At 67.5% G+C, this 24,809-nt stretch carries 23 protein-coding genes; 18 read left to right on the forward strand and 5 right to left on the reverse strand.

Annotation, left to right across the window (positions count from 1 at the left end):
• The first annotated feature begins 99 nt into the window (after nt 1-99).
• From AC2EAL_RS10350 to AC2EAL_RS10360, 3 genes are all read left to right on the forward strand, one after another.
• Nucleotides 100-627, forward strand: a complete 528-nt coding sequence (locus AC2EAL_RS10350) for a DUF1697 domain-containing protein (protein WP_484724136.1) — start codon at nt 100-102, stop codon at nt 625-627.
• 62 nt (nt 628-689) lie between these two features.
• Nucleotides 690-1,490 (forward strand): MBL fold metallo-hydrolase, encoded by an 801-nt coding sequence (locus AC2EAL_RS10355; RefSeq protein WP_484724137.1) that lies wholly within the window; start codon nt 690-692, stop codon nt 1,488-1,490.
• 52 nt (nt 1,491-1,542) lie between these two features.
• The gene (locus tag AC2EAL_RS10360; RefSeq protein ID WP_484724138.1) at nt 1,543-2,952 is read left to right on the forward strand and encodes an FAD-binding oxidoreductase; all 1,410 of its coding nucleotides are present in this window, start codon (nt 1,543-1,545) and stop codon (nt 2,950-2,952) included.
• A gap of 315 nt (nt 2,953-3,267) precedes the next feature.
• Here the strand turns inward: AC2EAL_RS10360 and AC2EAL_RS10365 are convergent, their stop codons facing one another.
• The 5 genes from AC2EAL_RS10365 to AC2EAL_RS10385 all read right to left on the reverse strand — a co-directional run bounded on the left by AC2EAL_RS10365 (nt 3,268) and on the right by AC2EAL_RS10385 (nt 8,129).
• Nucleotides 3,268-3,807 (reverse strand): adenine phosphoribosyltransferase, encoded by a 540-nt coding sequence (locus AC2EAL_RS10365; RefSeq protein WP_484724139.1) that lies wholly within the window; start codon nt 3,805-3,807, stop codon nt 3,268-3,270.
• Nucleotides 3,808-3,817: 10 nt separating this feature from the next.
• Nucleotides 3,818-4,684, reverse strand: a complete 867-nt coding sequence (locus tag AC2EAL_RS10370; RefSeq protein ID WP_484724140.1) for an S-methyl-5'-thioadenosine phosphorylase — start codon at nt 4,682-4,684, stop codon at nt 3,818-3,820.
• Between the two features lie 180 nt (nt 4,685-4,864).
• Nucleotides 4,865-5,905 carry a hypothetical protein gene (locus AC2EAL_RS10375; protein ID WP_484724141.1) on the reverse strand — a complete coding sequence of 347 codons (1,041 nt, stop codon included), beginning with the start codon at nt 5,903-5,905 and terminating at the stop codon, nt 4,865-4,867.
• A gap of 100 nt (nt 5,906-6,005) precedes the next feature.
• Nucleotides 6,006-7,154, reverse strand: a complete 1,149-nt coding sequence (locus AC2EAL_RS10380) for a benzoate/H(+) symporter BenE family transporter (protein ID WP_484724142.1) — start codon at nt 7,152-7,154, stop codon at nt 6,006-6,008.
• A 759-nt stretch (nt 7,155-7,913) separates the two neighbouring features.
• Complete coding sequence (locus tag AC2EAL_RS10385) at nt 7,914-8,129, reverse strand: DUF1127 domain-containing protein (RefSeq protein ID WP_484724143.1); 216 nt, start codon at nt 8,127-8,129, stop codon at nt 7,914-7,916.
• Between the two features lie 249 nt (nt 8,130-8,378).
• Between AC2EAL_RS10385 and AC2EAL_RS10390 the strand changes: the two genes are divergently transcribed.
• From AC2EAL_RS10390 to murD, 15 genes are all read left to right on the forward strand, one after another.
• Entirely contained in the window at nt 8,379-9,452 is a 1,074-nt protein-coding gene (locus tag AC2EAL_RS10390) for an Mrp/NBP35 family ATP-binding protein (RefSeq protein WP_484724144.1), read from the forward strand.
• 161 nt (nt 9,453-9,613) lie between these two features.
• On the forward strand, nt 9,614-10,087 hold the full coding sequence (locus AC2EAL_RS10395; protein ID WP_484724145.1) for a VOC family protein: 474 nt from the start codon (nt 9,614-9,616) through the stop codon (nt 10,085-10,087).
• A gap of 4 nt (nt 10,088-10,091) precedes the next feature.
• Nucleotides 10,092-10,691, forward strand: coding sequence for a dihydrofolate reductase family protein (locus tag AC2EAL_RS10400; protein WP_484724146.1), 600 nt, complete (start codon nt 10,092-10,094; stop codon nt 10,689-10,691).
• 12 nt (nt 10,692-10,703) lie between these two features.
• On the forward strand, nt 10,704-11,153 hold the full coding sequence (locus tag AC2EAL_RS10405) for a VOC family protein (protein WP_484724147.1): 450 nt from the start codon (nt 10,704-10,706) through the stop codon (nt 11,151-11,153).
• 25 nt (nt 11,154-11,178) lie between these two features.
• Nucleotides 11,179-11,784 carry a TetR/AcrR family transcriptional regulator gene (locus tag AC2EAL_RS10410; RefSeq protein ID WP_484724469.1) on the forward strand — a complete coding sequence of 202 codons (606 nt, stop codon included), beginning with the start codon at nt 11,179-11,181 and terminating at the stop codon, nt 11,782-11,784.
• Between the two features lie 609 nt (nt 11,785-12,393).
• Complete coding sequence (locus AC2EAL_RS10415; protein WP_484724148.1) at nt 12,394-12,906, forward strand: division/cell wall cluster transcriptional repressor MraZ; 513 nt, start codon at nt 12,394-12,396, stop codon at nt 12,904-12,906.
• 2 nt (nt 12,907-12,908) lie between these two features.
• Nucleotides 12,909-13,925 carry a 16S rRNA (cytosine(1402)-N(4))-methyltransferase RsmH gene (rsmH, locus tag AC2EAL_RS10420; RefSeq protein WP_484724149.1) on the forward strand — a complete coding sequence of 339 codons (1,017 nt, stop codon included), beginning with the start codon at nt 12,909-12,911 and terminating at the stop codon, nt 13,923-13,925.
• Nucleotides 13,926-14,282 carry a cell division protein FtsL gene (gene ftsL / locus AC2EAL_RS10425; protein WP_484724150.1) on the forward strand — a complete coding sequence of 119 codons (357 nt, stop codon included), beginning with the start codon at nt 13,926-13,928 and terminating at the stop codon, nt 14,280-14,282.
• A 3-nt stretch (nt 14,283-14,285) separates the two neighbouring features.
• Nucleotides 14,286-16,076, forward strand: coding sequence for a peptidoglycan D,D-transpeptidase FtsI family protein (locus AC2EAL_RS10430; RefSeq protein WP_484724151.1), 1,791 nt, complete (start codon nt 14,286-14,288; stop codon nt 16,074-16,076).
• Nucleotides 16,077-16,101: 25 nt separating this feature from the next.
• Nucleotides 16,102-17,583: a UDP-N-acetylmuramoyl-L-alanyl-D-glutamate--2,6-diaminopimelate ligase gene (locus tag AC2EAL_RS10435; protein WP_484724152.1), complete on the forward strand. Its 1,482-nt coding sequence runs from the start codon at nt 16,102-16,104 to the stop codon at nt 17,581-17,583.
• Nucleotides 17,584-17,785: 202 nt separating this feature from the next.
• Nucleotides 17,786-19,225, forward strand: a complete 1,440-nt coding sequence (locus AC2EAL_RS10440; RefSeq protein ID WP_484724153.1) for a UDP-N-acetylmuramoyl-tripeptide--D-alanyl-D-alanine ligase — start codon at nt 17,786-17,788, stop codon at nt 19,223-19,225.
• A complete protein-coding gene (mraY, locus tag AC2EAL_RS10445) occupies nt 19,226-20,308 on the forward strand; it encodes a phospho-N-acetylmuramoyl-pentapeptide-transferase (RefSeq protein ID WP_484724154.1) in 1,083 nt (360 codons plus the stop codon).
• Nucleotides 20,309-20,376: 68 nt separating this feature from the next.
• Nucleotides 20,377-21,441, forward strand: a complete 1,065-nt coding sequence (locus tag AC2EAL_RS10450; RefSeq protein WP_484724155.1) for an endonuclease/exonuclease/phosphatase family protein — start codon at nt 20,377-20,379, stop codon at nt 21,439-21,441.
• 147 nt (nt 21,442-21,588) lie between these two features.
• A complete protein-coding gene (locus AC2EAL_RS10455; protein WP_484724156.1) occupies nt 21,589-23,109 on the forward strand; it encodes a tetratricopeptide repeat protein in 1,521 nt (506 codons plus the stop codon).
• Nucleotides 23,110-23,169: 60 nt separating this feature from the next.
• Nucleotides 23,170-24,570 carry a UDP-N-acetylmuramoyl-L-alanine--D-glutamate ligase gene (gene murD / locus AC2EAL_RS10460; protein WP_484724157.1) on the forward strand — a complete coding sequence of 467 codons (1,401 nt, stop codon included), beginning with the start codon at nt 23,170-23,172 and terminating at the stop codon, nt 24,568-24,570.
• Nucleotides 24,571-24,809 lie beyond the last annotated feature (239 nt).

Here is a 24,809-nt window from a genome sequence, read left to right on the forward strand (position 1 = left end):
TTGAGCGCTGACGCGCGAAGACCTTTTGTCTCGTCGTCGGGGCTTGGCACCCCTCCTCCTCTTTGGGCTCCGCCGGGGATATTTGCAGAAGGGAAAGCCATGGCTTTGCTGGTGGCCCTGTTGCGGGGGGTGAATGTCTCGGGCGCGGGGCGGCTGCCGATGGCGGAGTTCCGCGCGATGCTGGCGGGGATGGGGCTGGGGAAGGTGCAGACCTACATCCAGTCAGGGAATGCGGTCTTTGACAGTGACAGGCCTGGGGCCGAGTTGGAGGCCGCGATCCGGGATGTGGTGGCGGCGCGGTTCGGCTTTGCGCCCGAGACCTTTGTGCTGACGGCGGCGGAGCTGGTGGCGGCCTTGACCGAGCATCCGTTCGGCGGAGCGGACCCGAAGTTCGTCCATGTCTGCTTCCTGCGCGAGACGCCGGTCCTGGACGAAGCCACCTTGCGGGCGCTGGCGCGGCCGGGCGACGGTTGGCACATCGGGCCGCGCCGGTTCACCCTGCATACGCCGGGGGGCTATGGCACGTCGAAGCTGGCCGAGCGCCTGCCGCGCCTGTTGCCGCAGCCGATGACGGCGCGGAACCTGCGCACGCTCGCGGCGCTGCACGGGATGCTCGCGCATCCGTGATCGGGTCCCCGCGTGACGAAGGGTCAATCCGGGTTACCCTCCGTCAAACCCGGAGGTGACCGATGCGCCTGCTTGCCGCCCTTGCCCTGCTTGCCACCCCCGCCTTCGCGCAAGAGCGCATCCCCTCGCATTGCATCGCCGTGGCCGCCGGGGAGCCCACCGTCGTACCCGTGGCGCTTGAGGACGGGCTGGAGCCGGACAGCGTGCTGATCCGCTATATCAACCACGCGAGCTTTGCCATCGTCACGGCGGACGGGACGGTGGCGGTGACGGATTACACCGGCTACATCGGCACGGCGGACCTGGTGCCGGACGTGGTCACGATGAACAACGCCCATTCCACGCACTGGACCGCCGCGCCCGACCCGCGCATCCCGAACGTGCTGGAGGGCTGGCCCGATGGCGACGGCCCTGCCGACCACCGGCTGGACCTGGGCGCGATGCTGGTCCGGAACGTGACCACCGACACGCGCGGCCCCTTTGGCGAAGGCGCGCGGGCGCATGGCAACTCGATCTTCATCTTCGAGGCGGGGGGGCTGTGCATCGGCCACCTGGGGCACCTGCACCAGATCCCCTCGGACGAGCAATATGCGGCGATCGGGCGGCTCGATGTGGTGATCGTGCCGGTCGACGGCGGCTATACGATGCGGTTGGAGGATATGGCGGGCGTGGTGCGGCGGCTGCGGTCTTCGGTGGTGATCCCGATGCACTGGTTCAGTCAGCAGTCGCTGGAAACCTTCCTTGCCGAGATGTCGGCGGAGTTCACCGTGGTCGAGACCGGGGACGCGCAGATCGCGCTGTCGCTGGATCAGCTGCCCTCGCAGCCCACGATCATGGTGCTGGAACCGGCCTATATCGACTGAGCTCTGGCCCCGGTCCGCCGCCCGCGCTAGCAAGGGGCAGGAGGCCAACCGGATGCTGAACCCCTGCGATACCGCCTTTGTCACGCGCCTGGCCCGGGACCTGCCGGAGGGAACCCTGTCGGCGCCCGAACCCCGGCATCTGGAGGAACCCCGGGGCCGCTGGACCGGGCAGGCGGGGGTGCTGGCGCGGCCACGGTCGACGGCGGAGGTGGCGCGCATCGTCCGCGCCTGTGGCGAGGCCCGGGTGGGCATTGTCCCGATCAGCGGCGGGACGGGGCTGGTCGGCGGGCAGATCATGGCCTCTGGCCCCGCGCCCTTGCTGATGTCCCTGGAACGGATGACGGCCTTGCGGGGCATCTGGCCGGAAGAGAATGCGATGGTGGTCGAGGCCGGGATGATCCTGGCCGATGTGCAGGCCGAGGCGGCGAAGGTCGGGCGGCTGTTCCCGCTGTCGCTGGCGTCCGACGGGAGCTGCCGGATCGGCGGGAACCTCGCCGCGAACGCCGGGGGGACGGCGGTGCTGCGCTATGGCAATGCGCGCGACCTGTGTCTGGGGCTGGAGGCGGTGCTGCCGGATGGCAGTGTGTTCAACGGCTTGACCCGGCTGCGCAAGGACAATGCAGGCTACGACCTGCGCCACCTTCTGATCGGGTCCGAGGGGACGCTGGGGGTGATCACGGCGGCCAGCCTGAAGCTGTTCCCCGAGCCTGCGGCGCGGGTGGTGGCGATGTTGGCGGTGCCCTCGCCCGTGGCGGCGCTGGACCTGCTGGCGCTGTGTGGTCAGCGGGCGGCGGGCATGGTCTCGGCCTTCGAGCTGATCCACCGGATGGGGTTCGACTTCCTGGCCGAGACCGGGTTCGACCTGCGCGCGCCTTTCGACCCGGTGCCGGAGTGGCTGGTGCTTCTGGAACTGGAACTGCCAGCCGGACTGGAGCCCGAGGTGACGATGGCGAGTCTTTACGAGGCTGGGGCCGAGGCGGGGCTGGTGACGGATGGGGTGATCGCCCATTCCGAAGCCCAGGCCGCACATCTCTGGGCCTTGCGCGAGACGATCCCCTTGGCCAACCGCAAGGTGGGCGCGGTGTCGAGCCATGACATCTCTTTGCCCCTGTCGGCGATCCCGGGGTTCATCGCCGAGGCATCTCGGGCGATTGCGGGCCTGGGAGCGTTCCGGGTGAACTGCTTCGGGCATCTGGGCGACGGCAACCTGCACTGGAACGTCTTCCCGGAGCGCGGCCATGCGAAGGCAGAGCATGAGCCCGTGCGGGACGAGGTGAAGCGGGTCGTGCATGACCTGGTCCATAGGCTGGGCGGGTCGGTCGCGGCGGAACATGGGGTGGGGCGGCTGAAGGTCGCCGATCTAGCGCGCTATGCGGACCCGGGGAAGCTTGCAGCGATGCGGGCGATCAAGGCGGCGCTGGACCCGGCGGGCATCATGAACCCAGGCGCGGTCCTCGGCTGAGGCGCCAACTCCTCGAAGCCCTGCGGGCACACGTCGTAACGGTGCCTCTGTGGAGGGGTGAGAATTGCGCGAAGTGCTCGGCGGGTGACCCTGAAACGAAACATCCCCGCCGCAGGAAACCTGCGACGGGGTGCTTTGGGGTGTGTGGGTCACGCTGTGGGTAGCAGCGCGGTCAGGGTGGGTAGCCCTGACAAAGCCTGTTCTAGGGTGATTCTCTTAGCTTACGGTTAACGCGATCCCCTTACACCGCCCGGGGCGTCGATTTCTTCGAAGAAATCGGTCCGGAGTTTTCGAAAACTCCGAAGTCGCGCGCCGTTACAGCCCCTCGAAGGCGCAAAGCGCGTGGACGTCCATGCCCATCGCCTCCAGCTTCTTCCGGCCGCCAAGGTCGGGCAGGTCGACGACGAAGGCGCAGCCCACCACTTCCGCGCCCAGCCGTTCGATCAGCCGGATGCCGGCCTCGGCCGTGCCACCCGTTGCCAGCAGGTCATCGACGAGGAGGACCTTCTCGCCCGGCTGCATGGCGTCGTCGTGCACCTCGACCACCGCCTCGCCGTATTCCAGCTGGTAGGCCTGGGAAATGGTCTGGCCGGGAAGCTTCCCCTTCTTGCGGATCGGGACGAAGCCCGTGGACAACTGGTGCGCGACAGCCCCGCCCAGGATGAAGCCCCGCGCCTCCAGCCCCGCGACCTTGTCGATCCGCATGCCCGCGTACGGTGCAAGGAGCTGGTCGACGCACATCCGGAAGCCGCGTGGGTCGGCGAAAAGCGTGGTCACGTCGCGGAACAGGATCCCTTCGTGCGGGAAGTCGACGATGGTGCGGATGTAGTCCTTGACGGTCTTGCGGGGGGTCATGGTTGGCCTTTCAGACGACGCGTCCGGCGACGGCGTCGAGTTTGGCGAGAAGGTCGGGGTCGCGCTTTTCGGGGGCGGTCATGATGGCGTGGGAAAGCGCCCGGTCGCAGCCGTGAGGGCAGGGCTGGCGGTCCTTGTCCATCAGGGCGGGAAGGCGGGCGACGAGGCCGCGGGCAGCGGCGGCGTTCGCGTGGACGACGGCGATCACCTGCGCCACGTCCACCGCGCCGTGGCTGTCGTGCCAGCAGTCGTAGTCGGTGACCATGGCGAGGGAGGCGTAGCAGAGCTCGGCCTCGCGGGCGAGGCGGGCTTCCGAAAAGCCGGTCATCCCGATCACGTCGGCGCCCCAGGTCCGGTACATCCGGCTTTCCGCGCGGGTGGAGAACTGGGGGCCCTCCATCGACAGGTAGGTCGCGCCGGTATGGACCGTCAGGCCCTCGTCCCGGGCGGCCTGGGCGGCGAGGGCGCCGAGGCGTGGGCAGGTCGGGTCGGCGAGGCTGACATGGGCGACGCAGCCGGGGCCGAAGAACGAGGGCGCGCGCTGGGTGGTGCGGTCGATGTACTGGTCGACGAGGACGAAGTGGCCGGGTTCGAACTCCTCCCGCAGGGAGCCCACGGCGGAGACGGCGAGGATGTCGGTCACGCCGAGCCGCTTCAGGGCGTCGATGTTGGCGTGGTAGGGGACCGAGGTGGGCGAGTGGACGTGGCCCCGTCCGTGGCGGGGCAGGAAGGCCACCGGAAGGCCGTTCAGGCGGCCCACCAGCACCTCATCTGACGGCTTGCCCCAGGGGGTCTTGACCTTCACCCAGCTGGCCCCTTCAAGGCCGTCGATCTGGTAGACCCCCGATCCTCCGATCACGCCGAGCATGGTGTCCATGGGGGTCCCCCGTTGGTTGGCCGGGCGGGAGGATAGCCGGGCGCGGGGTTTGTGTCCACGGTGGACAAACGCAGCGATGGCAGGGATTTCAAGGGGTTGCGATTTTCTGTTAGGGTGGTGTTAATGATTGCGATTTGGCCTTTCGAGGGCGGATTTCGGCCCCCGGACCGAGGCTGACGATCAGGCCGTCCAGTCGCCCGCGATCCAGGCGAGGTTGTGGGCATAGCCGTCCTGGCACCAGGCCTCCTGGCGGTCCAGATCAAGGATGCAGAGGATGTGCCGATAGCTGTAGCGGAAGAACTCGCGGAAGGGCTGCCCGTGGCGTTTGCAGAAGGCTTCGGCCTTTGCAAGCTCTTCGGCGCTGAGGGGTGACTTCCCGGTCAGGCGCGCCAGGCCGTAGCGACCGTCGGGACTGAAGACGATGGGCCGGGCATAGCCCCAGCCGGTCGGGTCGACCCCGGTCAGTTCGACGATGACGTCGAAGCCACTGCCGTCCCGGCGCATGCGGCAGAGATTGCCGTCCTCGGTGCAGAACCAGAGATCGCCCTGCCGGTCGTACTGTGGATACCGGCCCGTCGGGCTGAGGGTGGCGACGGCACCGGTCCGCGTATTCCATGCCACGAGGCCTTTGCCGCCGAGTACGACCGTATCGTCATCGCCTGTGAAGCATCCGCTGTACACGTAGGGAGAAAGAGCTAGGGATGCCTTGGCTGCCGCCGCACCGGACAGGTCACAGACTGCAGCGCCAGCCCGTCGGGTTGAGAACAACGCCAATCCGCGATCGATGTCCACGGCGAGAGGGGAGAAGGCTTCGGCGGGAAGAGGACGCCGTTCCAGGGCCCCAGTGGTGAGGTCGAGATGCCCTAGAAACTGCACCTTAGGATCGGCGACGTGCAGCAGCATGACCAGCCCAGGCGGATCGGACTGGTAGGTCAGCATCCAGTAGATGCCGAGGGCGTCGTCGATGGCAAAGTGCCGCTCGCTCCCGCTGCGCAGATCAAGCGAGGTGAATGCATCGCCGGAGTAGAAGATACGCTCTCCAGCCCGGTCGACAGCGATGGGGCAGTTGGTGCCGCCGGCAAATCCCAGGTCCTTCTGCCGCGTGAAGGCGGTGTTGACCGCGATCAGGCGCTGGCCTGGGTTCTGGTCCGAGACTACCAGGGTATAGGGCGTGTCCCTTGGGCTGACCTGGGTCCAACCCTCTGCCAGTGCAAGCTGCATCGTTTCAGTCCCAAGGCCGGTGGTCTGGCGGCAAGGTTAGCGCAAGGGGCAAAATCCTTCGAAGGATTTTGGCAGAACGTTTCGAATAGTTCTGCGTCCCTCAGGCCTTGCGCGGCTTCGCCCGGTCAAGGCCCCAGACCAAGAGCCCGACCATCAGGCCCCAGAAGGCCGCGCCAATGCCGAAGGCGGCAATGCCCGAGGCGGTGACCACCACGGTCAGCGTTGCCGGAAGGCGCTGGTCGGGGTGGGCGAAGGCTCCGGTCAGCGCTCCGGTCAGGGGGGAGAGGAGGGCGAGGGCGACGAGGGCCGCGACGACCTCGGCCGGAAGGGCGGCGATCAGGTCGAGGACCGTGGGGCTGAGGAGGCCGAGGAGCGTCCAGGCGGCGGCGTAGGCGAGGCCGACGATCCACCGGCGGTCCTTCTCGGGGTGGACATCGGGACCAAGGCAAATTGCGGCGGTGATTGCGGCCATGCTGACGGTGTGGGCGCCGACGAAGGCAGTCACGGTCGAGATGAAGCCGGTGGTGGTCAGGGCGGCGGAGACGGGTGGCTCATACCCCGCTGCACGGAGGGTCGCGAAGCCGGGCAGGTTCTGCGAGGCCATGGTGACCAGGTACAGGGGCAGGCCGAGGCCGAGGACGACCGAAAGGCGGAACTCTGGGACGACGGGGGTCAGGACCGGGGCGGCGAGGTGGAGGGTCGTCAGGTCCGAGCCGGTGGTCAGCGCCAGAAGGATGCCGGTGGCAAAGGCGGCGAGGACGGCGAAGGCGGGGTTCCAGAGCCGGACCACCAGGAAGACGGCAACCATCGGCAGGACGAGGGCCGGCAGGCTTTGCGCGGCGGTGGCGCCTTTCAGGCAGAAGGGCAGGAGGACCCCGGCCAGCATGGCGGCAGCGATGCCGTCGGGGATGCGGGCGACGAGGGCTCCCAAAGGCCGGATCAGGCCGGTCGCGGTGATGAGAAGGCCTGCCACGACGAAGGCTCCGACCCCTTCGGCGAAGGTTATGCCCGAGGTCGCGGCAATGAGGGCAGCGCCCGGGGTGGACCAAGCAAGAAGGACGGGGATCTTCGCGCGCCAGGACAGGAAGGCGGAGCCGATGGCCTTGCCGACGCAGATGGCGAGGAGCCAGCTGGCTGTCTGGGCGGGCGTTGCGCCGATGGCGGTTGCGGCGGCCAAGAGGATCGCGACCGAGGAGGCATAGCCGACAAGGGCGGCGACGGTCGCTGCCGAGATCACTGAAAGGCGCATCCTGTCCCCGGTCCTGCCCGTCGCGCTGACGGCGGGACTATTTCGCGGCGCGCTCGGGGCTGCAAGGGGAGAAAGGCGGCGACTCCCAGGGAGGAGGAGAGGGAGCCGCCGCAAGATCGGCGCACCCCGGGAGGAGGATGGGGCGTCCGATGGCGTTCGGGCCTTCCGGCCCGGAATTCAGCGCGGCGGTGCCAGGGAGGAGGGCGGCACCGCCACTGTACCAGGTGACCCGGGAGGAGGGTGGGTCACCCGATGGGGTGGACCTTTCGGCCCGAAACGGGACGGCGATGCCCAGGGAGGAGGAGGGGGCACCGCCGCAGGACCACGAGGCGCCCATGGGAGGAGGAGCGGGCCTCGGACACCGGTCGGGCCTTCCGGCCCGGAATTCAGCGCGGCGGTGCCAGGGAGGAGGGCGGCACCGCCACTGTACCAGGCAACCCGGGAGGAGGGTGGGCGCCCGATGGCTTGGGCCTTTTCGGCCCGGAATGGGGGCGGCGATGGCCTCGGGAGGAGGTGAGGCATCGCCGCGATCCTTGGGCCCCAGGGAGGAGGAGGGGGCCTTCGGGAGAAGTGGCGCGGTGGGACCAGGGAGGAGGAGAGGCCCCGCCGCGCTGACCAGGTGACCCGGGAGGAGGGTGGGTCACCAGGATGGGTTTGGGGCGCTTACGCCCCGGAAGAGGGGCGGCGATGCCAGGGAGGAGGAGGGCATCGCCGCATATCGCTTTGGTCCCAGGGAGGAGGAGGGGACCTCACGAATTCTTACTTGCCGTAGGCGGCCTCACGCGCGATGTCGGCGATCGACAGGCGGCTGATGCCAAGGTCGGCCAGCTCGCGGTCGGTCAGGCCGTTCAGCTCGGCCACGGTGCGCAGGTAGGTCCGGCGCTGGGCAATTGCCGTCAGGACGGTGTCACGGAGCACGACCAGGCGGTCGGCAAAGCCCTTGCGGGCAGCGGAAGTGGTGTTCACGTAAGCCATGTCACTCAAGCCTCTTCAGTTTCGTCAGCAACGTTCTGTCGCGCTGTTAGGGGTAACATGAGCCTCATGCTGCAGATGCACAATAGCGGGTCTCGTCAATGCTGCCATGCAGCATATGCATGGCTGAGGTCACGGAAATGTCATGATTTACCAAGGTGTTCGCCGAAAATTTGAGCGAATGGTCAACGGACCTTGCCCTTCCGCCGAAACGCTACGACCTTAGTGCAAATCTTGAGCGGAGTTGAAACGATGGCAGTGGATCGGGACCAGGTAATGGCGGTCTTGGCGGGGGTCCCGCACCCGGACGGGGGCGATCTGGTGGGCCGCGATCTGATTCGTGCGCTGTCGGTCGAAGGCGGGGTCGTGCGCTTTGTGATCGAGGCGGCGACGCCGGATGAGGCACGGGCCCTGGGCCCGGCGCAGGCTGAGGCGGAGGCGAAGCTGAAGGCGCTGCCGGGGGTTTCGTCGGTCCAAGTGGTGATGACGGCGCATGGGCCGGCGGCGAAGGCCGCGCCGCCCACGCTGAAGATCGGCCAGCACCCGACGCCGCAGCAGGGCGGGCCGCAACGGATTTCCGGGATCGACCGGATCATTGCGGTAGGGTCGGGGAAGGGGGGCGTGGGGAAATCCACGGTCGCCTCGAACCTGGCGGTGGCGCTGGCGCGACGGGGGCGGAAGGTCGGGCTTCTGGACGCCGATATCTATGGGCCCTCCCAGCCGAAGATGATGGGGGTGAACCGCCGCCCCTCCAGCCCCGACGGCAAGACCATCGAGCCGCTGGTCGCGCATGGGGTCACGATGATGTCGATCGGCCTGATGCTGAAAGAGGACGAGGCGGTGGTCTGGCGCGGGCCGATGCTGATGGGCGCGTTGCAGCAGCTGCTGGGGCAGGTGGCCTGGGGGAAGCTCGATGTCCTGATCATCGACCTGCCGCCGGGGACGGGGGATGTGCAGCTGACGCTCTGCCAGCGGACGCAGCTGACCGGGGCGATTGTGGTCTCCACCCCGCAGGACGTGGCGCTTTTGGATGCGCGGAAGGCGCTGGACATGTTCGGCAAGCTGAAGACGCCGGTTCTGGGGCTGATCGAGAACATGTCGACCTTCTGCTGCCCGAACTGCGGGCATGTGACGCCGATCTTCGGCCATGGCGGCGTGGCAGCCGAGGCGGCAAAGCTGGACCTGCCGTTCCTTGGCGAATTGCCGCTGGCCTTGGACGTGCGCGTGGCGGGGGATAGTGGCACGCCGATTGCCGCGACGGACGGGCCCCTGGCCGCACCCTACCTGGCGCTGGCCGACCGGCTGATCGCGGGCGGGATGGGCTGAAACCCGCCCCCCCCCCCAATCGCCAGCAGCGAACCCGCCGCACCCCGGCGGGTTCTTCATTTGCGGATATCTGGGTTGATTACATACCAACTAGTCGGTATTCTTCTGGCGTAAGCATCGAGTCGCGCCCGGCGCGGCCGGAAGATCGGGAGGAGATCACGATGACCCACACAATCAGGACATGCCTGTGGTTCCGCGATGGGCGGGGCCAGGAGGCGGCGAAGTTCTATTGCTCGCTGATCCCGGGCAGCAAGGTCGACCGCGTCTTCACCATCAACAACGAGATGGGGACCTCGTGGCTGATCGATTTCACCCTTGGCGGCGTGCCCTACCAGATCCTGGATGCAGGGCCGCATTTCCAGCTGAGCGAGGCGGTGTCGATCAGCGTCGAGACCGATGACCAGGCGGAATCCGACCGGCTTTGGTATGCGCTGACGGCCAATGGCGGCGAGGAAAGCGTCTGCGGCTGGCTGAAGGACCGCTATGGCGTGTCCTGGCAGGTGTTCCCGCGCCGCCTGACCGAGCTGACGACCAGCGACGACCCGAAGGTCGCGGCGGCGGCGATGACCGAGATGATGAAGCAGGGCAGGATCGATCTGGCGCCGATCGAGGCTGCCGTCCGGGCGGCGGCCTGAGCCGATGCGGACGGTCAGGATCATCGAACACATCTCGCTGGACGGGGTCATCCAGGGCCCGGGCGGGCCGGAGGAGGACAAGGCCAACGGGTTCAACCACGGCGGCTGGGCCTTTCCGCACCATGGCGACGAGGCCGGGGCGGCCATCGACACGGCGCAGGGGCAGGGGTTCGACCTGCTTCTGGGCCGCAAGACCTATGACATCTTCGCGGGCTATTGGCCAAAGCAGCAGGGTCCGATGGCCGACAGCCTGAATGGCGCCAGGAAGTTCGTCGCGACGCACCGCCCCGACAGTCTGGACTGGGGGCCGGTCGAAAGCCTGGGGCCCGACATCGCGGCAGGCATCCGCAAGGTGAAACAGGCGGGCGGGGCGGACCTGATCGTCTGGGGCAGTTCCACCCTGACGCCCTTGCTGATTGCCGAAGGGCTGGCAGATGAGGTGGTGCTCTTGGTCTTCCCGGTGATGATCGGGCGGGGCAAGCGCATTTTCTCGGACGCGGTCGACCCCAGCGAGTTGAAGCTGATCGACAGCAAGGCGACGGCAACGGGCGTCGTCGTTTCTACCTACAAACCCGCCGGGGCCATGCGCACCGGCAGTTTCTGACAGGAGGGTCAGATGGACGACATACCGCAAGACCGGCGCTATCGCCCCGAGGACCGGATCATGCAAGGCGTGATCCCCTACCTGAGCCTCGCCGGCAAGGCGGGCGAAGCGGCCGACTTCTACATGAAAGCCTTCGCCGCCAAGGACATCGGCCGGATGCCGTTCCCGGACCAGCCGGGTTACATGCACCTGCAGGTCGAGATCAACGGCGGGGCGCTGATGCTGACCGACCATGTCGACGAGCAATCGGAAGCCGGGACGCCCTTGCGGCGTGGTCACCTGCAACTGGTGGTGCCCGATGGGCAAGCCTGGTTCGACCGGGCGGTCAAGGCGGGCTGCACGGTGGCGGTGCCCTATGGTCGCCAGCCCTGGGGCGACGACTGGGGCATGGTGAAGGATCCGTTCGGCATCCTATGGGCGGTGTTGACACCGAACCCCGCACTTTGGGACAACAGAGCATGAGGGAGAAGGTGACCGATTGACAACAGTGACCCGCGTACCAAGGGGCGAAGCGCGCGCGCGCCTGATCGAAGCCGCGCGCAGTCTTGTGCGTCACCGGGGATTTGCCGCCACCAGCGTTGATGATCTCTGCGCGGCGGCGGGGGTGACGAAGGGGGCATTCTTCCATCACTTCGCCTCGAAGGAAGCGCTGGGTGTGGCGCTGGTCGAGGACTGGACCGTGATGACCGGCGCGATGTTTGCCGCCCATCCCTACAACAGCCTGCCCGACCCCCTAGACCGCGTTTTCGCCTATATCCAGTTGCGGCGCGAGCTTTTGGGCCAGCCCTTGCCGGATTTCACCTGCGTGGCCGGGACCACTGTGCAGGAGACCTACGCGACCTTTCCCCCGATCCGTGCGGCGGCCGAGCGCAGCATCCGGTCGGGCTTTGACCATGTCCGCCGCCACCTGGTCGAGGCGCTGGCGGCCCACCCCGTGCCGGGGGTGACGGCGGATAGCCTGGCGCAGCAGTTCCAGGTCGCGACCCAGGGCGGGATCATCCTGGCCAAGGCCCTGAACGATCCCACCCCCGCGCGCGAGGCCTTCGACCACCTGGAGCGCTATCTGCGGCTTCTGTTCGACCGGCCCGCCTGACCCGCGGCGCTGACTGCGGATTTCGAATCACATCTGACGGGAAATCGTGGGAAACAGCCCCTTGCGGCTGGTCTGCCAGGCATTTCGGGCGCAGAGTCGCTGGGAAAAGCGGTGGCAGGGGCCGTGATCCGGGCCGATCCGGGAGATCGCGGGAATTCACGGCACTGTCATCAGTCGTGAGGGCGGCACAACATCTTGGGGCATTGGTGGGCTATTGGCCTAGTGGTGGGGCGAATGGGCCGATTTTGGGCACAAGATGCTGTCTTTGGCAGGGTGTCTGCACAAGATGCAGTCCGAATTTCCCGTATTTTCCCTTGCATTCCCAGATTTTCCCAGCCATACATATCACATCGATGAGATGGGCAGTGAAAATCAGGGTCAGACTTAAGATCCCAAAAGAAGGCGTAAGGCAGCTTCATACAGGCTTCCCCTTTCATCGGTGACAGAGATCCGGCGCGCGAGCGAGCAGCATCTCCCCCAAGGTGGCACGCGTAGCTGGACGCCCCAGCGATGGGACAGCGGCGGATCGGGTAGTGGCAGCAACCCGGTCCGCCTTTTTCTTTTTCATCGCATGGGTTTGGGACGTTTTTGGAAGGTCGCGGCAAGGCGATGGCAGAGCGGTTCGTAGGCGAAATCTACCAGAAGGTGGATGCCAAGGCGCGGGTGTCGATCCCGGCCGACTTCCGCGCCATTCTCAAAGAGCTTGACCCCAAGGCCCCCGATGCCGCCCGCCCGCGCATGCAGATGGTCTATGGCGGGCCGATGCGAAATTTCGTCGAGTGCTACAGCAAGGAAGCCTTCGAGGCTTTGGCGGCCGACATCGAGTCGATGGAGGAAGGTGACGCGAAGGACGAGGCCGAGCTGGACCTGGTCACCCGGTCGGCGCGGGTCGAGGTGGAACCGGATGGCCGGATCGTCCTGCCGCAGCGGGTGCGCGAGAAGCTGGGTTTTGGCGACGAGATCCCGGACAAGGCCGAGGTCGTCTTTGCCGGCAAGTCGGACCGGTTCCTGATCTATCGCCGCGATGTCTATGACGCCGCCTTCGGCAATATCCTGAAGGTCGAGAAGGAAGGCGCGGTGGATCCGCGCAGGCTCGTGTCGATGCACAAGCGCAGGGGCTAGCCATGACGGGTCCGCTGCCCCGCCTTTCCGATAATGGCCTTCCCGCTGATCCACATATCCCGGTCCTGATCGACGCGATCCTGAAGGAATGTGCTCCGATCCAAGGCGTCTGGCTGGACGGGACGCTGGGGGCGGGCGGCTATACACGGGCGCTTCTGGCGGCGGGGGCTGCCCAAGTGATCGGGGTGGACCGCGATCCGCTGGCGCTGCAGATGGCCGAGGCTTGGGCGGACGCCTACGGTGATCGCGTGCGGCTGGTGGCGGGGACGTTTTCCGACCTGGACGACCTGGCGGGCGAGCCCCTGGACGGGGTGGTCCTCGACCTCGGTGTCAGTTCCATGCAGCTGGACCAGGCCGAACGCGGGTTTTCCTTCATGAAGGACGGCCCCCTGGACATGCGGATGAGCCAGTCCGGGCGGTCCGCCGCCGACCTGGTCAATGGCGCCGACGAGGGCGTCTTGGCCGATATCCTGTACCATTACGGCGAGGAACGCGCTTCGCGCCGGATCGCCCATGCCATCGTGCTGGCCCGGGCGGTGGAGCCGATCACCACGACGGCCAAGCTGGCCGAGATTGTCGCGAAATGCCTGCCGCGCCCGAAGCCGGGGCAATCGCATCCCGCGACGCGCAGCTTTCAGGCGATCCGGATCGCGGTGAACACCGAATTCGACGAACTGGCCCAGGGCCTGAACGCCGCCGAACGCGCGCTGAAGGCCGGGGGCCTTCTGGCCGTGGTGACCTTCCACAGCCTCGAGGACCGGATCGTCAAGCGGTTCTTCCAGCTGGCCTCGGGCCATGAGGCCAACGCCAACCGCTATGCCCCGGCCAAGGCCGACACGACGGCCCGGTTCGAGATGGTGACGCGCAAGGCCGTGGCCCCGGACGAGGGCGAAGTCGCCCGCAACCCCCGCGCGCGATCGGCCAAGCTGCGGGTCGGGCGGCGGACGGCTGCCCCCGCAAAGACGCTTGCACCGGCGGACCTCGGCCTGCCGGACATTCAGAAGAAAGGACGCCGCTAGATGCGCCCCGTTTTGTATGTGCTGTCATTCCTCGGCCTGATCGCCCTTGGCTTCTGGGCCTACCGCGAGAACTATGCGACCCAGGCCGCGCTGAAGGAGGTCGAGGCGCTGCAGCGCCAGATCGTCGGCCTGCGTGAGGCGCTGTCGGTGCAGAAAGCGGAATGGGCCTACCTCAACCGCCCCGACCGCCTGCGTGAGCTGACCACCGCCAATTTCGACCGGCTGGGGCTGTTGCCGATGGAGCCCTCGCAGTTCGGCACTGCGGCACAGGTTGCCTATCCGCCGGCGAAGCTGCCCGAGATCAGCTTTGCCACCGAAATCCAGGGCACGCTTGCCGAACCCGAGGAGGGGCTTTAACCCATGCGCACCCCGCTTCGCCCGCTTGCCCGCATCCTGCAGGCCCGCCAGGACGGTCTGAACCCCGACAGCATCGAGAAGGAAAACCTGCGCATCCGGCATGAGGCACTGCGGGAAAGGGCGCGCGGGCGGGCGCAGTTCCGGCTGGTGATCCTGTGTGCAAGCTTTGTCATCGCCTTTGCGGCGATCGGCGCGCGGATGGGGCTGATGGCCGCGACCGAGCCGATGGAGCCGCGCGCCAGTGCGCCGGGGGCCGAGATCATCGCGCAGCGCGCCGACATCACCGACCGCAACGGCCGGGTGCTGGCCACGAACATGACCACCCATGCGCTCTATGCGCATCCCAAGGTTATGGTCGACCCCAAGGGCTCGGCCGAGAAACTGGCGGAAATCTTCCCCGAGCTTGACGCCAAGGCCCTGGCCCGGCGCTTCACCGACGGGCGCAGCTTTGTCTGGGTGCGCAAGGTCTTGTCCCCCGAACAGATGCAGAAGGTGCACGAGATCGGCGATCCGGGCCTGTTGTTCGGCCCCCGCGAGATGCGGCTTTACCCGAACGGAACCTTGGCTGCCCATGTGCTGGGCGGGACCTCCTTCGGGGCCGAGGGCGTGCATTCGGCGGAAGTCATCGGTGTGGCCGGGATCGAGAAGGCGCTGGATGCCCGCCTGCGCGACCCGGCGCAGGGCGGCAAGCCGTTGCAGCTGTCCATCGACCTGACGCTGCAATCGACCATCGAGGAGATCCTCGCCGCCGGCATGGGCATGCTGAACGCCAAGGGTGCGGCGGCGATCCTGATGGATGCGCGGACGGGCGAGATCCTGGCTCTGGCGTCCTTGCCGACCTTCGACCCGAATGACCGGCCCAATCCCCTGGTCGACAAGGATGCCGAACCGGGGGACAGCCCCTTGTTCAACCGCGCGGTCCAGGGGGTCTACGAGCTGGGGTCGACCTTCAAGATCTTCGCAACCGCGCAGGCGATGGAACTGGGCCTTGTCGGCCCCGAGACGATGGTCGATGCCAACGCGCCCATGCAATGGGGCAGGCACAAGATCAAGGAGTTCGAGGGCAAGAACTATGGGCCGCTGCTGTCGGTCTCGGACGTCATCGCCAAGTCGTCAAACGTGGGCACCGCGCATATCGCGCTGATGATCGGGCCGCTGCGGCAGCAGGCCTTCCTGAAGTCGCTGGGTTTCTTCGAGCCGACGCCGCTGGAACTGATCGAGGCCCCGGGTGCGAAACCGCTGATCCCGAAGAAATGGCCCGAGATCGTGACCATCACCACCTCTTATGGCCACGGCATGTCGGCGAGCCCGATGCACCTTGCGGCGGCCTATGCGGCGATTGCCAATGGCGGGGTGATGATCAAGCCGACGCTTCTGAAGCGTGAAGGGCCGACGACGGGCGTGCGGGTGATGAGCGAGAAGACCGCGCATGACAGCGTCGCCATGCTGCGCCGCGTGGTGACCGAGGGTACCGCGTCCCTTGGCGACGTGCCGGGCTATGAGGTCGCAGGCAAGACCGGGACGGCGGACAAGCCGAAGAAGACCGGGGGCTACTACGACGACAAGGTGGTGAACACCTTTGCCGCGATGTTCCCGGCGTCGAACCCGCAATACGTGCTGATCGTGACGCTGGACGAGCCGCAGGATGACACCTTGTCGGAAACCCGCCGCACGGCGGGCTGGACCGCCGTGCCGGTCGCGGCCGAGATCATCCGCCGCGTCGCTCCGCTGATGGGTCTCAGACCCAAACTTGAACCTCTGGCCCCGGATGCGGTAACAGCCGCCAGCAACTGAAGCTGGCTCAGCACGGGGGGATGGCATGGCAGCGCGCGCGATACGGGTTTCGGACCTTGGGCTGACCGCCCGGGCCGGCCGCGATCCGGCGCTGTCGGGGATCACGGCGGACAGTCGCGCGGTGCGGGCGGGGATGCTGTTTGCCGCGCTGCCCGGGTCGGCGGTGCATGGGGCGAGGTTCATCGGCATGGCGCTGGAGCAAGGCGCGGCGGCGGTGCTGACCGATGCCGAGGGCGCCAAGCTGGCGGCAGAGGCGCTGGCGGACACGGACGTGGCGCTGGTGGTGGCCGAGGACCCTCGCGCCGCCTTGGCCTGTGCGGCGGCGCTGTGGTTCGGGGCGCAGCCCGAGGTGATGGTCGCGGTGACGGGGACGAACGGGAAGACGTCTGTCGCGACCTTCACCCGGCAGATTTGGGCGGCGCTCGGGCGCGAGGCGATCAATATCGGCACCACGGGGATCGAGGGGGCCTGGACGGCGCCTTCCGGCCATACGACGCCCGACCCGGTGACCTTGCAGAAGCTTTTGGCCGCAGCGGCGCGGGGCGGCGTGACCCATGCGGCGATGGAGGCCTCAAGCCACGGGATCGACCAGCGGCGGCTGGATGGCGTGCGGCTGAAGGCGGCGGGGTTCACCAACCTGACGCAGGATCACCTGGATTACCACGGCACGATGGAGGCCTATTTCGCGGCCAAGGCGCAGCTGTTCACGCGGCTGTTGCCGGAGGACGGGGTTGCGGTGGTGAACCTGGACGGTGCGCGCGGGTCAGACATGGCGGAACTGGCGCTGAACCGGGGTCTGCGCGTGCTGACCGTCGGCAAGGGGCAGGGAGCGGATCTGCAGATTGCCGCCACCCGGCCTGACGCGACGGGGCAGGAGGTGCGCTATCTGTGGCAGGGACGCGCCTTCCAGACCCGGCTGAACCTGATCGGCGCCTTCCAGGCCGAGAACGTCGCGGTGGCCGCAGGGCTAGCGATTGCGGCGGGGGAGGCTCCGGAAGCCGTGCTGGGGGTGCTGCCGCGGCTGACCGGGGTCCGGGGCCGGATGCAGCTGGCCGCGACCCGGCGGAACGGGGCGGCGGTCTATGTGGATTATGCGCATACGCCCGATGCCATCGAGACGGCGCTGCGCGCGCTGCGGCCGCATGTGATGGGGCGGATCATCGTCGTCTTCGGCGCGGGGGGCGACCGGGACCGGACGAAACGGCCCCTGATGGGCGCGGCGGCCAAGGCCCATGCCGATGTGCTGTACGTGACCGACGACAACCCGCGCACCGAGGACCCGGCCAGCATCCGCGCCGCGATCCTGGCGGCCTGCCCCGAGGCGAACGAGGTCGGCGACCGGGCCGAGGCGATCCTGCGGGCGGTGGATTCGGCTCAGCCGGGGGATGCGGTCCTGATCGCGGGCAAGGGTCACGAAAGCGGGCAGATCGTCGGGACCGACATCTATCCCTTCGACGACGTGGAACAGGCGAGTGTCGCGGTCGCCGCGCTGGATGGGGTGATCTGATGGTCGGGACGCAGATGGTGTTGCGCAAGGGCGGGGCAGGGTGCATCGCGCCCCCCGCCGTGGGGGAGGGCTGGGGTGGGGGGGCCACGCTGACCACCCCGCGCCGCGCCGCTGCAACCGTCCCCCCCACCCTCTCCCTCCCCCACGCGGGGGGAGGGAAGCGCTTGGGGCAGATTTCGGTGCCAGGAACGGGGGGCCGTGCATGACCCTCTGGACCTCGGACGATGCGGCGCGGGCGACGGGCGGGCGGGTGACCAGGGCCTGGGCGGCTGGGGGCGTGTCCATCGACACCCGGACGATCCAGCCGGGCGATCTGTTCGTGGCGCTGAAGGACGTGCGGGACGGGCATGACTTCGTTGCCCAGGCGCTGGAGAAGGGGGCGGCGGCGGCTTTGGTCGCCCGTGTTCCCGAAGGCGTGGCCAAGGATGCGCCGCTATTGATCGTGCCGGATGTGCTGAAGGCACTTGCCGACCTTGGCGTCTTTGCCCGGGCGCGGACCCGGGCGAAGGTGGTGGGGATCACCGGGTCGGTCGGGAAGACCTCGACCAAGGAGATGCTGCGCCAGGTCCTGGGCGGGCAGGGCAAGACCCATGCCGCCGAGGCCAGCTACAACAACCACTGGGGCGTGCCGCTGACCCTGGCGCGGATGCCCGCAGACGCGGATTACGCGGTGATCGAAATCGGGATGAACCATCCCGGAGAGATCGCTCCGCTCGCGCGCCTCGCACAGTTGGACGTGGCGATGGTCACGACCGTTGCCCCCGCGCATCTGGAGGCGTTCGAGAGCGTGGAAGGCATCGCGCACGAGAAGGCCTCGATCTTCGACGGGCTGGTGCCGGGTGGGACGGCCGTCTTCAACGCCGACATCGAATGGACCCCGGTCCTGCGCGCGAAGGCGCTGGCGGTGGGGGCGACCCCGGTCGGCTTTGGGTCAGCCGAAGGCGCGGATTACCGCCTTTTGTTGGCGCAGATCGCCGATGACACGACGGTCTGCCAGGCCAGCCGCCGGGGCGAGCCGGTCCTCTTCAAGGTCTCCACCCCCGGACGCCACTTCGTGCTGAACGCCCTGGGCGCGCTGGCGGTGGCCGAGGCCTTGGGCGCGGACCCGATGATCGCCGCGCATGACCTGGGCCGCTGGGCACCGCCAGCAGGCCGCGGCCAGCGCGAGCGGATCGTGCTGGATATCGTCGAGGAGACCTTCTTCGACCTGATCGATGATGCCTTCAACGCCAATCCGGCCTCGATGGCGGCGGCGCTGGACGTGCTGATTGCGGCCCGGCCCACCGATGGCATCGGCAGGGTGGGCGGCGGACGGCGGATCGCGGTCCTGGGCGACATGCTGGAACTGGGCCCGACCGAGGCGCAACTGCACGCCGACATCGCCCGCCACCCGGGGCTTGAGGCGATTGCCACCATTCACTGCGTCGGGCCGCGGATGCAGGCGCTTTATGCCGCCCTGCCGCGCAACCAGCGCGGGGACTGGGTCGAGACCGCCCCCGAACTTGCCGCCCGCGTCCGCAGCCTGATCGATGCAGGCGACATCCTTCTGGTCAAGGGATCGAAGGGGTCGAAAGTCAGCCTGGTCGTTGACTGCTTGCGGAAAATGGGGCAGGGCACGCCGCCGACAGAAGGAACCGTGTGAATGTTTTACTGGCTGACCGAGTTTTCCGACGGCGGGGACCTTTTCAACCTGTTCCGCTATACCACGGTCCGCGCCGGGGGGGCCTTTGTCACCGCGCTGATCTTCGGGTTCCTGTTCGGGCGGCCGCTGATCGATTTCCTGCGCAGAAAGCAGGGCAAGGGCCAGCCGATCCGTGATGATGGGCCGCAAAGCCACCTCTCCAAGGCGGGCACGCCGACGATGGGGGGCCTGCTGATCCTGTCGGCGCTGATCTTTTCCACTCTCCTCTGGGCGCGGCTCGACAGCCCCTATGTCTGGATCGTGCTTCTGGTCACCATCGCCTTCGGCCTGATCGGCTTTGCTGACGACTATGCCAAGGTCACCAAGCAGAACACCAAGGGCGTCTCAAGCCGCGTCCGGATGGGGCTCGGCCTTCTGATCGCGGCGCTGGCGGCTTATGCGGCATCGATGTTCCACCCTGCCGAGCTGACGAACCAGCTGGCCTTCCCGCTGTTCAAGGACGCGCTGGTGAACCTGGGCTGGTTCTTCGTGCCGTTCGGCATGGTGGTGATCGTGGGGGCCGCAAACGCGGTGAACCTGACCGATGGCCTCGACGGCCTTGCCATCATGCCGGTGATGATTGCAGGCGGCACGCTGGGGATCATTGCCTATGTCGTGGGCCGGGTCGACTATACGACCTTCCTTGGCGTCCATTACGTCCCCGGAACCTCCGACCTGATGGTCTTTGCCGCCGCCCTGTTCGGCGCAGGCCTTGGCTTCCTGTGGTACAACGCCCCCCCGGCGGCGGTGTTCATGGGGGATACCGGATCGCTTGCGCTGGGCGGCGCACTGGGGGCCATCGCGGTCTGCACCAAGCACGAGATCGTGCTGGCCATCGTCGGTGGCCTCTTCGTCGTCGAGGCCCTGAGCGTCATCATCCAGGTCCTCTACTACAAGCGCACCAAGAAGCGGATTTTCCTGATGGCCCCGATCCACCACCACTTCGAAAAGAAGGGCTGGGCAGAACCGCAGATCGTCATCCGCTTCTGGATCATCAGCCTGATACTGGCGATGATTGGCCTCGCGACGCTGAAGGTGCGCTGAGGTTTTCACGGGCGTATCCGTCCCGCTTCGTGCTACGGTTGTGGCATTGAATCGGAAAGGATTTTGCCATGAAGCTTCGCACGCTGGACATTGCCACCTTCAACCTTCTGAACCTGAACGAACCGGGCCTGCCGCTTTACGGCGATGCCGATGGCTGGGCGCAGGACGTCTATGACCGCAAGATCGACTGGTCGAAACGGGTGCTGATGCGCCTGAAGCCGCAAGTCATGGGCTTTCAGGAGCTCTGGCACCGCGCCTCGCTGGAAAAGGTGGTCACCGAGGCCGGGATGCTGGCCGACTATGACCTCTTGATCCCGCCGGATGCGAACGGCACGAAGATCGTCTGTGCGGCGATCGTGGCGAAGGGGCTTCTGGAGGGCCAGCCGGAATGGATCACCGACTTCCCCGAGGCCTTCATCCTGGAAAGCCGGGGCGATGATCCGCAGACGCCCGAGATCACGGTGAAGGTGCGCAAGTTCTCACGCCCGGTGTTGCACTTCACCATCCGCCCGCGCGACGACCAGCCACTGGTGCATGTCTTCGTATGCCATTTCAAGTCGAAGGCCCCGACCAAGGTCTTCCGCGAACGCTGGTTCAATGCCGACCGCGAGGGTTACAAGCCGCACCAGAGCAATCTTGGTTCCGCGCTGTCTACGATCCGGCGGACGGCCGAGGCTTCGGCCTTGCGGTTCCTGCTGACCGGGCTGATGCGGGGCAACGATGCTCCGGTCATCGTCCTGGGCGACATCAACGACAGCCAGATGTCGAACACCGCGAACATCCTGACCGAACAGCCGCACTATCTGGTGGGCGACAGCATCGGCGGGGGGGATGCGGCGCTGTACACCGCGCAGACGCTGCAGGAATACCGCAACACGCGGGATGTCTATTACACCCACATCCACCAGGACATGATGGAAAGCCTGGATCACATCCTCGTCAGCCAGGAGTTCTATGACAACAGCCGCAAGCGAGTTTGGCTCTTCGACGGGATGGTGGTGATGAACGACCACCTGAACTGGGATGACCACAAGGACAGCGGCACCAATGACCACGGCATCATTTCGGCGCGCTTCAAGTATCGCCCGATGAAGGCCGAGGCCGAGGCCGTGGTGGCGGGACCGGTCGGCTGAGCCTCGCGCCCTGGTGTTGCGCGGGATCGTCACTGTCCCTGCGACGCGGCGCCGATGGGCCAGACAGTGCTTGTGAGCGAATCGCGCCTGACCTACACCGTTTGCAAACGCGGGCAGAGAGGCCGGCTTGCTGGCAGGACGGGCGTGGTGCGACCGAACCAGATAGCAGAGCGTGCAGAGGCGCTGGAAACGGGCGAGCCCGAGGCTGGCACTGATCCCGGTGCGGCGCTGCGGGCGCGGCAGGCAGAGCTGCGCGAGGAGTGTGATGCCCTTTTCCTCCAGCTGCGCGAGGAGGATGCCGGGGATGCGCCCGACCTGCGCGCCGACCTGGACCAGAAACACCGCGCCCTTATTGCGACGATCCACCAGGTGGCGGGCCTGCCCTGGGACGCCGCGCTTGTGGCTGACCGGGTCGAGGAGATCGGCGAGGTCATGGTCCAGGCGGTGCAGGCGCTTGGCCAGGTGGGGCCCGGTCAGCTGTCCGACGCCGTGGGTGCCCTGCGCGCGGGCGATACCGGGCCTGCCGATCAGGTCCTGGCCGAACTGACCGCGCTGAACTCCGCCCCGGCAGACCTTGCGGGCAGGCTGGCCTTTGCCCGGGGCCTGATTGCCGAGGCGGCCCTGCGCTGGCCCGAGGCGGCGGAACAGTTCGCGCTGGCCGCCCGGCTGAACCCGGACCTGCGCAGCCTGCAGAAGGCGCGGGAACTGGTCTGCCTGACCGGTGACCTGACGACGGCCTTCCGTCTGGGCCAGGGGCTTCTGGTGCTGGCCGAAACCTCCGGCTCGCCCGCCGACCGCGCGCTGGCGTTGGCCGAACACGCCCTGACGCTGGAAGCGCAGGACCGCCTGCCCGAGGCCGAGGGCTATCTGCGCAAGGCCGTCACCGCAGGGCGCGCGGCAGCGCCTGGGCCAGAGCATGCCCGGCATCTGGCGGCGCTGGCCCGGGTGCTCGAGGCGCAGGACCGTCTGGCGGACGCGGAAAGCGCGCTCCGCAAGGCGCTTGAGGTCAGCCGGGCGACCCTCGGGGAAGGCCATCCCGACTATTGCGGGCGGCTAAACGGGCTGGCGATGATCCTGCAGGCGCAGGAGCAGGATGCCGAGGCCGAGGCGCTGTACCGGAAGGCCTTTGCCCTGGCGCGGCAGTTGCCGGGTGGGGCGCATCCGGTGCTCGTGGACAGCCTGACCGGCCTCGCGCAGCTGGCCGAAGGGCAGGGGCGGCTCGATCAGGCAGAACAGCTTTACCGGCAGGCGCTGGACCTGGAACAGCGGCTGATCGGCCGCACCCATCCCGATTTTGCCGGTCGCATCTGCGCCTTGGCCGAAGTGCTGCGCGCCCAGCGGCGCCTGCCCGAAGCCGAAACCCTGTTCCGCAAGGCGCTGGAAATCGACCGCGCCACCTTCGGCCCGGATGACCGCGACTATGGGACCGGGCTGAACAACCTCGCCGGCGTGGTCGAGGCGCAGGGCCGGCATGACGAGGCCGAGGACCTGTACGCCGCCGCGCTGGCGATCTTTCGCCAGACGCTGGGCGATCTGCACCCCGCGACCCAGAAGGTGACCCGCAACTTCCGTGCCCTCATCGCCGCGCATCTGCCGGGGTCGGCCCATCGCCCGGGGGTCGAAGCCTTGTGGGCCGCCGGGCAGGCACCTGTGTCGGGGCTCGCCTGACCCCCTTCCCCTTGCGGCGCGGCTAACCTATCCCTGTCTGGGAAACGGTGGGGGAATGCGATGATCCCGGTCAAGGGTTACAAGGGCGAGAAGGTCGCGGTGCTGGGGCTGGGCCGGTCGGGGCTGGCCACGGCTGCAGCGCTGCGGGCCGGGGGGGCGGAGCCGCTTCTCTGGGACGACAGCCCCGAGGCGCGCGCGAAGGCGGAGGCCGAGGGGTTCCAGCTCACCGACCTCACGCGGAATTCGGCGTTGGAGGGGGTGGCCTGCCTGGTGACCTCGCCCGGCATCCCGCATCTTTACCCCACGCCGAACCCGATCATCGCCCGCGCGCTGGAACTGGGCATCCCGGTCGACAACGACATCGGGTTGTTCTTTCAAAGCGCCGCCGGGCCGGAATGGGACGAGATGGAGACCCCGCCGAAGATCGTCGCGGTGACCGGGTCGAACGGCAAGTCGACGACGACAGCCTTGATCCACCATATCCTGCAGGTCGCGGGTAAGCCCACGCAGATGGCGGGGAACATCGGCAAGGGGGTCCTGTCCATCGACCCGCCGCAGGATGGCGAGGTGGTGGTGCTGGAGCTGTCCTCCTATCAGACCGAACTGGCCCGCGCGCTGACACCGGATGTGGCGGTCTTCACCAACCTGTCGCCCGACCACCTGGACCGTCACAACGGGATGGGCGGCTATTTCGCCGCAAAGGCGCGGCTTTTCACCATGGGCGGGCCGGACCGGGCCGTGGTGGGGGTGGATGAACTGGAAGGGCGGTTCCTGGCGGGGGTGCTGGCACAGGGGGCGCAGGATGACCGGGTGATCCGGGTGTCCTCGGGGCAGAAGCTGGAGGGCTTCGGCTGGTCGGTCTTCGCGAGGAAGGGATTCCTGGCGGAATGGCGCAAGGGGCGGCAGGTGGCGTCGATCGACCTGCGCGAGGTGAAGGGCCTTCCCGGCGCCCACAACCACCAGAACGCCTGCGCGGCCTATGCGGCCTGCCGGTCGCTGGGGGTGGCGCCGAAGCTGATCGAAGGGGCGCTGCAGTCCTTCGCGGGCCTGCCGCATCGGAGCCAGCTGGTGGGCGAACGCGGCGGGGTGCGGTTCGTGAACGATTCCAAGGCCACCAACGTGGATTCGGCGGCGAAGGCGCTGCAGGCCTTTCCGAAGATCCGCTGGATTGCAGGCGGGATGGGCAAGGACGGGGGCATCGCGGCGCTGAAACCACTGCTTGGGTCGGTGGTGAAGGCCTATTTCATCGGCCATTCTGCCCGCGACTTCGCGCTGCAGGTGGGCGACCTGCCGCATGAAATTTGCGAGACGATGGAGCGCGCGGTGACCCGTGCGGCCGAAGAGGCTCAGGCGGGGGAGGTCGTCCTCCTCGCCCCGGCGGCGGCGAGTTTCGATCAGTATCCGAACTTCGAGAAAAGGGGCGAGGATTTCACCGCGCGGGTCAAGGCACTGATCGGCTGACCCCTGCGCCCGGGTTGGGGCGGGTCTCAAAATGAGCGCTGACGCGCGAAGACTCTTTGTCTCGTCGTCGGCCTTCGCCGCCTCCTCGGTTGATGGGGGTTTCACCCCCAAACCCCCAGAGTATTTCAAACAAGGGCAAGAAGCATTTGCCCATTCCAAAATACTCCCGCCGGAGGCAACGTCCGAGGAGGAGGCGAAGGCCGACGACGAGAGGAAAGACTTGCGCGTCAGCGCTCCTT

The sequence above is a fragment of the Tabrizicola sp. T74 genome (assembly GCF_057219935.1).

Bases quoted from the DNA above. Each gene is read 5' to 3' on its own strand.
- AC2EAL_RS10370 (WP_484724140.1), bottom strand. From the start codon at position 4,684: ATGGACACCATGCTCGGCGTGATCGGAGGATCGGGGGTCTACCAGATC.
- AC2EAL_RS10405 (WP_484724147.1), top strand. From the start codon at position 10,704: ATGGACGACATACCGCAAGACCGGCGCTATCGCCCCGAGGACCGGATC.
- AC2EAL_RS10400 (WP_484724146.1), top strand. From the start codon at position 10,092: ATGCGGACGGTCAGGATCATCGAACACATCTCGCTGGACGGGGTCATC.
- AC2EAL_RS10435 (WP_484724152.1), top strand. From the start codon at position 16,102: ATGGCAGCGCGCGCGATACGGGTTTCGGACCTTGGGCTGACCGCCCGG.
- murD (WP_484724157.1), top strand. From the start codon at position 23,170: ATGATCCCGGTCAAGGGTTACAAGGGCGAGAAGGTCGCGGTGCTGGGG.
- AC2EAL_RS10415 (WP_484724148.1), top strand. From the start codon at position 12,394: ATGGCAGAGCGGTTCGTAGGCGAAATCTACCAGAAGGTGGATGCCAAG.
- AC2EAL_RS10395 (WP_484724145.1), top strand. From the start codon at position 9,614: ATGACCCACACAATCAGGACATGCCTGTGGTTCCGCGATGGGCGGGGC.
- AC2EAL_RS10430 (WP_484724151.1), top strand. From the start codon at position 14,286: ATGCGCACCCCGCTTCGCCCGCTTGCCCGCATCCTGCAGGCCCGCCAG.
- AC2EAL_RS10355 (WP_484724137.1), top strand. From the start codon at position 690: ATGCGCCTGCTTGCCGCCCTTGCCCTGCTTGCCACCCCCGCCTTCGCG.
- AC2EAL_RS10385 (WP_484724143.1), bottom strand. From the start codon at position 8,129: ATGGCTTACGTGAACACCACTTCCGCTGCCCGCAAGGGCTTTGCCGAC.
- AC2EAL_RS10380 (WP_484724142.1), bottom strand. From the start codon at position 7,154: ATGCGCCTTTCAGTGATCTCGGCAGCGACCGTCGCCGCCCTTGTCGGC.
- AC2EAL_RS10450 (WP_484724155.1), top strand. From the start codon at position 20,377: ATGAAGCTTCGCACGCTGGACATTGCCACCTTCAACCTTCTGAACCTG.
- mraY (WP_484724154.1), top strand. From the start codon at position 19,226: ATGTTTTACTGGCTGACCGAGTTTTCCGACGGCGGGGACCTTTTCAAC.
- AC2EAL_RS10365 (WP_484724139.1), bottom strand. From the start codon at position 3,807: ATGACCCCCCGCAAGACCGTCAAGGACTACATCCGCACCATCGTCGAC.
- AC2EAL_RS10360 (WP_484724138.1), top strand. From the start codon at position 1,543: ATGCTGAACCCCTGCGATACCGCCTTTGTCACGCGCCTGGCCCGGGAC.
- AC2EAL_RS10350 (WP_484724136.1), top strand. From the start codon at position 100: ATGGCTTTGCTGGTGGCCCTGTTGCGGGGGGTGAATGTCTCGGGCGCG.
- AC2EAL_RS10390 (WP_484724144.1), top strand. From the start codon at position 8,379: ATGGCAGTGGATCGGGACCAGGTAATGGCGGTCTTGGCGGGGGTCCCG.
- rsmH (WP_484724149.1), top strand. From the start codon at position 12,909: ATGACGGGTCCGCTGCCCCGCCTTTCCGATAATGGCCTTCCCGCTGAT.
- ftsL (WP_484724150.1), top strand. From the start codon at position 13,926: ATGCGCCCCGTTTTGTATGTGCTGTCATTCCTCGGCCTGATCGCCCTT.
- AC2EAL_RS10440 (WP_484724153.1), top strand. From the start codon at position 17,786: ATGACCCTCTGGACCTCGGACGATGCGGCGCGGGCGACGGGCGGGCGG.
- AC2EAL_RS10375 (WP_484724141.1), bottom strand. From the start codon at position 5,905: ATGCAGCTTGCACTGGCAGAGGGTTGGACCCAGGTCAGCCCAAGGGAC.